5 protein-coding genes are annotated in these 6,405 nt (G+C 71.2%); 3 read left to right on the forward strand and 2 right to left on the reverse strand.

The window, feature by feature from the left end:
• Positions 1-747 precede the first annotated feature (747 nt).
• Together FGF04_RS07660 and ptsP are read left to right on the forward strand one after the other, a co-directional pair.
• Positions 748-1,197 (forward strand): PTS sugar transporter subunit IIA, encoded by a 450-nt coding sequence (locus tag FGF04_RS07660; RefSeq protein ID WP_149510485.1) that lies wholly within the window; start codon positions 748-750, stop codon positions 1,195-1,197.
• 78 nt (positions 1,198-1,275) lie between these two features.
• Positions 1,276-2,946 (forward strand): phosphoenolpyruvate--protein phosphotransferase, encoded by a 1,671-nt coding sequence (gene ptsP / locus FGF04_RS07665; protein WP_149510486.1) that lies wholly within the window; start codon positions 1,276-1,278, stop codon positions 2,944-2,946.
• A 57-nt stretch (positions 2,947-3,003) separates the two neighbouring features.
• On the opposite strand, the gene FGF04_RS07670 is transcribed toward ptsP, so the two are convergent.
• On the reverse strand, positions 3,004-3,900 hold the full coding sequence (locus FGF04_RS07670; protein ID WP_149510487.1) for a hypothetical protein: 897 nt from the start codon (positions 3,898-3,900) through the stop codon (positions 3,004-3,006).
• Between the two features lie 87 nt (positions 3,901-3,987).
• Positions 3,988-5,961: an acetoacetate--CoA ligase gene (locus FGF04_RS07675; RefSeq protein ID WP_149510488.1), complete on the reverse strand. Its 1,974-nt coding sequence runs from the start codon at positions 5,959-5,961 to the stop codon at positions 3,988-3,990.
• Between the two features lie 212 nt (positions 5,962-6,173).
• Between FGF04_RS07675 and FGF04_RS07680 the strand changes: the two genes are divergently transcribed.
• The coding region (locus tag FGF04_RS07680) for a hypothetical protein (RefSeq protein WP_149510662.1) at positions 6,174-6,405 on the forward strand (232 nt) is incomplete at its 3' end.

Raw genomic sequence — 6,405 nt, forward strand, 5'->3', positions numbered from 1 at the left:
ACCCCGTTTCCAGGGCTTGTCCCAGAGTGAAGGGCAGATTGCCCACGTGTTACTCACCCGTTCGCCACTAATCCCCACCGAAGTGGTTCATCGTTCGACTTGCATGTGTTAAGCACGCCGCCAGCGTTCGTCCTGAGCCAGGATCAAACTCTCCGTGAATGTTTACCCGTAATCGGGTGTCACATCACGAGAGCGGAACAACCGGACGGAATAAGACCGGTCGTTCACAGCGTCCTCGCTGATGCGCCTACCGAACTTGCACCCGGCAGGACTTTTTCAAAGGAACCTCCACCCACCACCCTGCGGTGATGGACGGGGTATCAACATATCTGGCGTTGATTTTTGGCACGCTGTTGAGTTCTCAAGGAACGGACGCTTCCTTTGTACTCACCCTCTCGGGCTTTCCTCCGGGCTTTTCCCTTCGTGTTCCCAAACTCTATCAGTGGTTTTCCGTCTCCCTGACCACCGTTCCGCAGACATACGGAAGGAGACCCCGGGAGGGGATCCGACAAGTTGGGTGCTGCCAGACCGGGGCGCATCCTTCGCACCGCTCGGCCTCAAGCAGGTCTACGACAGTACAGGGGGCTCCGGAACGGATGCAAATCGATTGCCCTGTGCACGATGTCCGCCACGCGGCTGCTCTGGCGCGGAACCGTCAGTTCCCATGACTTACGCTGCTCAAGCAGGGTGCCGTCCGGGACAGGCAGTGACGGCCCACTTGATTCCCCGCCCCCCGGGAGGCTCCCCATGACCACCGTGACGTCCCCTCTTGCAGGACGCACCATCGGACTCGCCGCTGTACCCGACCCGGTCTTCTCCGGGGCCATGGTGGGCCCCGGTACCGCGATCGACCCCGTTCGCGAGGCGTCCGCGGCCGTCTCCCCCGTCGACGGTGTCATCGTCTCCCTGCACCCGCACGCGTTCGTCGTGGTCGACGACGAGGGGCACGGGGTGCTGACGCACCTGGGCATCGACACCGTCCAGCTCAACGGCGAGGGCTTCGAGCTGCTCGTGAACAAGGGGGACACCGTGCGGCGCGGGCAGGCCGTGGTGCGCTGGGACCCGGCGGCCGTCGAAGCGGCCGGCAAGTCCCCCGTCTGTCCCGTCGTGGCGCTCGAAGCCACGGCCGAGTCCCTCTCCGACGTCAGCGTTGACGGCGAAGTGAAGGCTGGCGACGCTCTCTTCAGCTGGCACTGAGCACATCGCCGTCCGCGACGGCAGGCACGACACGACAACACGGCGGCACGGTCCGCCGCTCTATCGGAGACGGGTGACATGGAGACAACGCTGCGAGGCGTCGGCGTGAGCCACGGTGTGGCGATCGGCGAGGTTCGGCACATGGGGACGGCGGTGCTCGAACCGCCTGCCAAGCAGATACCGGCGCAGGAGGCGGAGCGTGAGCAGGGGCGCGCCCGCCAGGCCGTGGAGGCCGTGGCGGCCGACCTGGTGGCGCGCGGCAACCTGGCGGGCGGTGAGGCGCAGGCGGTGCTGGAGGCCCAGGCCCTGATGGCCCAGGACCCGGAGCTCATGGCGGACGTCGAGCGGCGTATCGCGGTCGGCAGCACCGCGGAGCGCGGGGTGTACGACGCCTTCGCCGCGTACCGCGCCCTGCTGGCCAATGCCGGTGAGTACCTCGCGGGCAGGGTGGCGGACCTCGACGACGTGCGCAACCGCATCGTCGCGCGGCTGCTCGGCGTCCCGATGCCGGGTGTCCCCGACAGCGACGAGCCGTACGTCCTCATCGCCCGTGACCTCGCGCCGGCCGACACCGCGCTGCTGGACCCGGCGCTCGTCCTCGGTTTCGTCACCGAGGAGGGCGGGCCGACCAGCCACAGCGCGATCCTGGCGCGGGCGCTCGGGGTGCCCGCCGTGGTGGCGCTGCCGGGAGCGGGTGAGCTGGCCGAGGGCACGACGGTCGCCGTGAACGGCAGCACCGGTGAGGTCTTCGTGGACCCGAGTGCGGAGAAGAAGGACGAGCTGGAGGCCGCCGCGGCCGCCCGCAAGGCCGCGCTCGCGGCGTCGAGCGGGCCGGGCGCCACCTCCGACGGGCACAAGGTGCCGCTGCTGGCCAACATCGGCGGTCCGGCGGACGTTCCCGCGGCGGTCGAGGCGGGTGCCGAGGGTGTGGGGCTGTTCCGCACCGAGTTCCTCTTCCTCGACGACAGCAAGAACGCGCCGTCCGAGGAGAAGCAGGTCGAGGCGTACCGGCAGGTGCTGGAGGCCTTCCCCGAGGGGCGGGTCGTGGTGCGCGTGCTCGACGCGGGCGCCGACAAACCGCTCGACTTCCTGACGCCGGCCGACGAGCCGAACCCCGCGCTGGGTGTGCGCGGACTGCGGTCGCTGCTCGACCACCCCGATGTGCTGCGTACCCAGCTGACGGCGCTGTCCAAGGCCGCGGAGGGGCTGCCCGTCCACCTGGAGGTCATGGCTCCGATGGTCGCGGACCGTGCGGACGCCAAGGCGTTCGCCGACGCGTGCCGTGCGGCGGGGCTGCACGCCAAGTTCGGTGCGATGGTCGAAATCCCGTCGGCCTCGCTGCGGGCGCGCTCGATCCTGCGGGAGGTCGAGTTCCTGTCGCTGGGGACCAACGACCTCGCGCAGTACACCTTCGCCGCCGACCGTCAGGTGGGCGCCGTGTCCCGGCTGCAGGATCCGTGGCAGCCCGCGCTGCTCGACCTGGTGGCGATGTCCGCCGAGGCGGCCCGGGCCGAGGGCAAGAGCTGTGGTGTCTGCGGCGAGGCGGCCTCGGACCCGCTGCTCGCGTGCGTGCTGACCGGTCTGGGTGTCACCTCGCTCTCCATGGGTGCGGCGTCGATCCCCTACGTGCGCGCGACGCTGGCCAAGTACACGCTGGCGCAGTGCGAGCGGGCCGCCGCGGCGGCGCGGGCCGGTGACAGTGCCGAGGAGGCGCGCGCGGCCGCGCAGGCGGTGCTGTCCGGCGAGTAGGCAGGAACGTGCGATCCGAGGGGCGCTCCACCGGGAGGTGGGGCGCCCCTCGGGTGTTCAGTGATGGTGGCCGGTGATGGGTCCGCCGTCGTCCAGGTCCGGTGGCGCGCAGTGGTCGACGCCCGCTTCCGGCGGGACGGGGTCGCCGGATTCGACGTCCGTGCAGTAGGCGTCGAAGACCTCTGCCGCGGTGAGGGGGGCCAGTCCCTCGTCCTTCAGGCGCCAGCCGTACACCCGGTCGCTGGTGCCCGGCGTGCTGGTGCGCACGACGAGGCCGCCGGCCGTGCGGAGGGCGATGCCCAGGGCGAGGACGGTGGTGAACTCCAGGGCCTCGGCCTCGTCCGGGCGGGGTGTGCCGTGCCGGTCGTCGCCGGTGCGCAGGACCGCCATGAGGGTTTCCGGTTCGGTGGAGACGCTGCACACGAGGTGGTGCTCCCCGGGGCCCGCGGCCGCCAGGACGCGCAGGAGCAGGTCCGAGGCGCGCAGGAAGGCGGCCCGGCCGATGTCCTCGCCGCAGGACGCGCAGGTGCCGATGCGGGACAGGAGCGTGGTCGCGTACTCCCAGGTGGCCCGGCGGACGGCTTCGTCGACGAGGTCGGGGACGAGGGCGTCGAGGGGGCGGCCGTCGTAGGGGACGGTCGCGCCGGTCGCGGCGAGCTCCGCCGTGAAGCGGGTGCGGCCGGCCGGTGTGTCCGGGTCCAGGCCGTGCTCGGCGCAGTATTCGGCGTACTCCTCGGGGTCGAAGAGCGCCACCGTGGTGTGGCCGCCCTGGGAGGCGAGGGTCCGCAGCAGGGTCTCCACCTGGCGGAGGTAGCTCGCGTGGTCGTCGAAGGCGAAGCTGCGGTAGCGCCGCCGCATGGCGGTGAAGTCCTGCTCGTCGGTGAGCAGGCCGATGGTTCCGGCGATCTCGCGGCGCAGGACGCGTCGCATGGTCAGGTGCCTGGTGTGCGCCATCATTTCCCCCTGAGCGCGGTGATCAATGCTCACTCACCGTAACCGGCGGCACTGACAATGCCCTCCGACCTGCGCCGCGGGCGCGGGTCAGGTGCGCTTGCGGGCCAGTTCCTCGTAGAAGCGCAGCAGGTCGAGGTCGTCGACGGAGCCGGGGTTGACGGCCTTGTCGAGGGGCGTGCCCTGCAGGAGGCGTTTGACCGGGACCTCGATGCGCTTGCCGGTGAGGGTGTGGGGCACGCCGGGGACCTCGATGACCTCGTCGGGGACGTGGCGCGGGGAGAGCTGTTCGCGGATCGTGTGCCTGATGCGGCCGAGGAGGGCCTCGTCGAGGACGGCTCCGGGGGCGAGGTGGACGAAGAGCGGCATCCAGTAGCCGCCGTCGGGCTGTTCGACGCCGATGACGAGGGACTCGCGGATCTCCGGCAGGCGTTCGACCGCTTCGTAGATGTCGGCCGATCCCATGCGGACGCCCTGGCGGTTGAGGGTGGAGTCGGAGCGGCCGTGGATGACGACGGAGCCGCGCGAGGTGAGCGTGATCCAGTCGCCGTGGCGCCAGACGCCGGGGTAGGTGTCGAAGTAGCTGTCGTGGTAGCGGCTGCCGTCGGGGTCGTTCCAGAAGCGGATCGGCATGGACGGCATGGGGTTGGCGACGACGAGTTCGCCGACCTCGTCGGTGAGGGGTTTGCCGGCGGGGTCCCAGGACTGCAGGTCGGTGCCGAGGCCCGGGGCCTGGAGCTCGCCGATGTGGACGGGGAGGGTGGGGACGGCTCCCGCGAAGCAGGAGCACACGTCGGTGCCGCCGCTGACGGAGGCGATCCACAGGTCCTCGCGGACCTCGTCGTGCAGCCAGCGGAATCCGTCGGGCGGCAGGGGCGAGCCGGTGGTGGCGACGCACTGGACGCGGGAGAGGTCGAAGTCGCGGGCGGGGTGGACGTCCGCCTTGCGGCAGGCCATGACGTACGCGGCCGAGGTGCCGTACAGGGTGGCGCCGGTGCGTTCGGCGATGCGCCACTGGGCGCCGGTGTCCGGATAGCCGGGGCTGCCGTCGTACAGGACGATCGTGGTGCCCGTGAGGAGGCCGGAGACGAGGAAGTTCCACATCATCCAGCCGGTGGAGGTGTACCAGAAGAAGCGGTCCTCGGGGCCCAGGTCGCAGTGCAGGCCGAGCTGTTTGAGGTGCTCGACCAGGATGCCGCCCTGGGACTGGACGATGGCCTTGGGCAGGCCGGTCGTGCCGGAGGAGTAGAGCACCCACAGGGGGTGGTCGAACGGCACCTGTTCGAAGACGGGTTCCGTGTCGGACGAGGTGAGGGCGGCCCAGTCCAGGGTGCCTTCGGGTGCCTCGGTGCCCAGGAGCGGGACGTGGACGACGGCCCGCAGGGTGGGCAGGTCGCGGCGCAGCTCGGCGACGGTGTCGCGGCGGTCGTGCTCCTTGCCGCCGTAGCGGTAGCCGTCGACCGCGAACAGGACGACGGGTTCGACCTGCTGGAAGCGGTCGAGGACGCTGCGGGCGCCGAAGTCCGGGGCGCAGGAGGTCCACACCCCGCCGACGGCGGCGGTGGCGAGGAGGGCGACCACGGCCTGCGGGACGTTGGGGAGGTAGCCGCTGACGCGGTCCCCGGGGCGTACGCCGAGGGTACGGAGCTCGGCGGCCAGCGAGCCGACCTGGCGGCGTAGCGCGGACCAGCTGACGGGACGGGGCTCGTGGGTCTCGTCGACGTACAGGAGGGCGGGTTCGTCCGCGCGGGTTTCGGCCGCCCGCAGGGCGTGTTCGGCGTAGTTGAGGGTCGCGCCGGGGAACCACCGGGCCCCGGGCATCGAGCGGTCGCCCAGTACGCGCGCGGGGGGCGTGGCGAACCGTACGTCGAAGAACTCCGTGACGGCTTTCCAGAACGTGTCGAGCTCGTCCACGGACCAGCGATGCAGTGCGGCGTAGCCGCCGTCGGCGGGGGCTCCGTGGTGCTGGGCCGCCCAGGCCTGGAAGCGGGTGATCCGGGCCCGGTCGATGCGTTCCCGGTCGGGCTGCCAGAGCGGCGAGGGGTTCGATGGGGTCGAGGTCATGGGGCGGCTCCCGGACTGCGCGCGTCGTGTGTGCGGACCGCGCACGGCTGGGGTGTGCGCGTCACGCGGCTGGGACGGACGATGCCATGTGATCGACTTTCACACCAGGGCCGGCCGCAGATGGTCCGTCCCGTGAACATGTGCCGGGGACCTGGATGAACGGAAGTTGAACGCAGCGGTCGCCGGCCCGTTCGGGTGGCAGGCTGAGCAGCATGGACGGTCGTGACCTGGTGCGTTCGATGAAGGCGGTCGGTTCGGCGGGGGCGGGTCGGGGCCTGCTCACCGTGCGGGCCGCGTGGCGCAGGAGGCGTACCGATGCCCTGGGGCTGCCGCCGCGGGGCGCCGAACGCGCGCGGGTTCCGGGGCTCGTGGTGTCCGCGCGGCGCGCGCCCGGTGGCGGGGTCGTCCGGTTCGCGCGGGCGGAGCTGCGGATCACCGTCACGG

The sequence above is a fragment of the Streptomyces apricus genome (assembly GCF_008369065.1).
Classification (GTDB): Bacteria; Actinomycetota; Actinomycetes; order Streptomycetales; family Streptomycetaceae; genus Streptomyces; species Streptomyces apricus.

Excerpts from the sequence above, each read along its gene's own strand:
- FGF04_RS07670 (WP_149510487.1), bottom strand. The coding sequence starts at position 3,900 with ATGGCGCACACCAGGCACCTGACCATGCGACGCGTCCTGCGCCGCGAG.
- FGF04_RS07675 (WP_149510488.1), bottom strand. The coding sequence starts at position 5,961 with ATGACCTCGACCCCATCGAACCCCTCGCCGCTCTGGCAGCCCGACCGG.
- ptsP (WP_149510486.1), top strand. The coding sequence starts at position 1,276 with ATGGAGACAACGCTGCGAGGCGTCGGCGTGAGCCACGGTGTGGCGATC.
- FGF04_RS07660 (WP_149510485.1), top strand. The coding sequence starts at position 748 with ATGACCACCGTGACGTCCCCTCTTGCAGGACGCACCATCGGACTCGCC.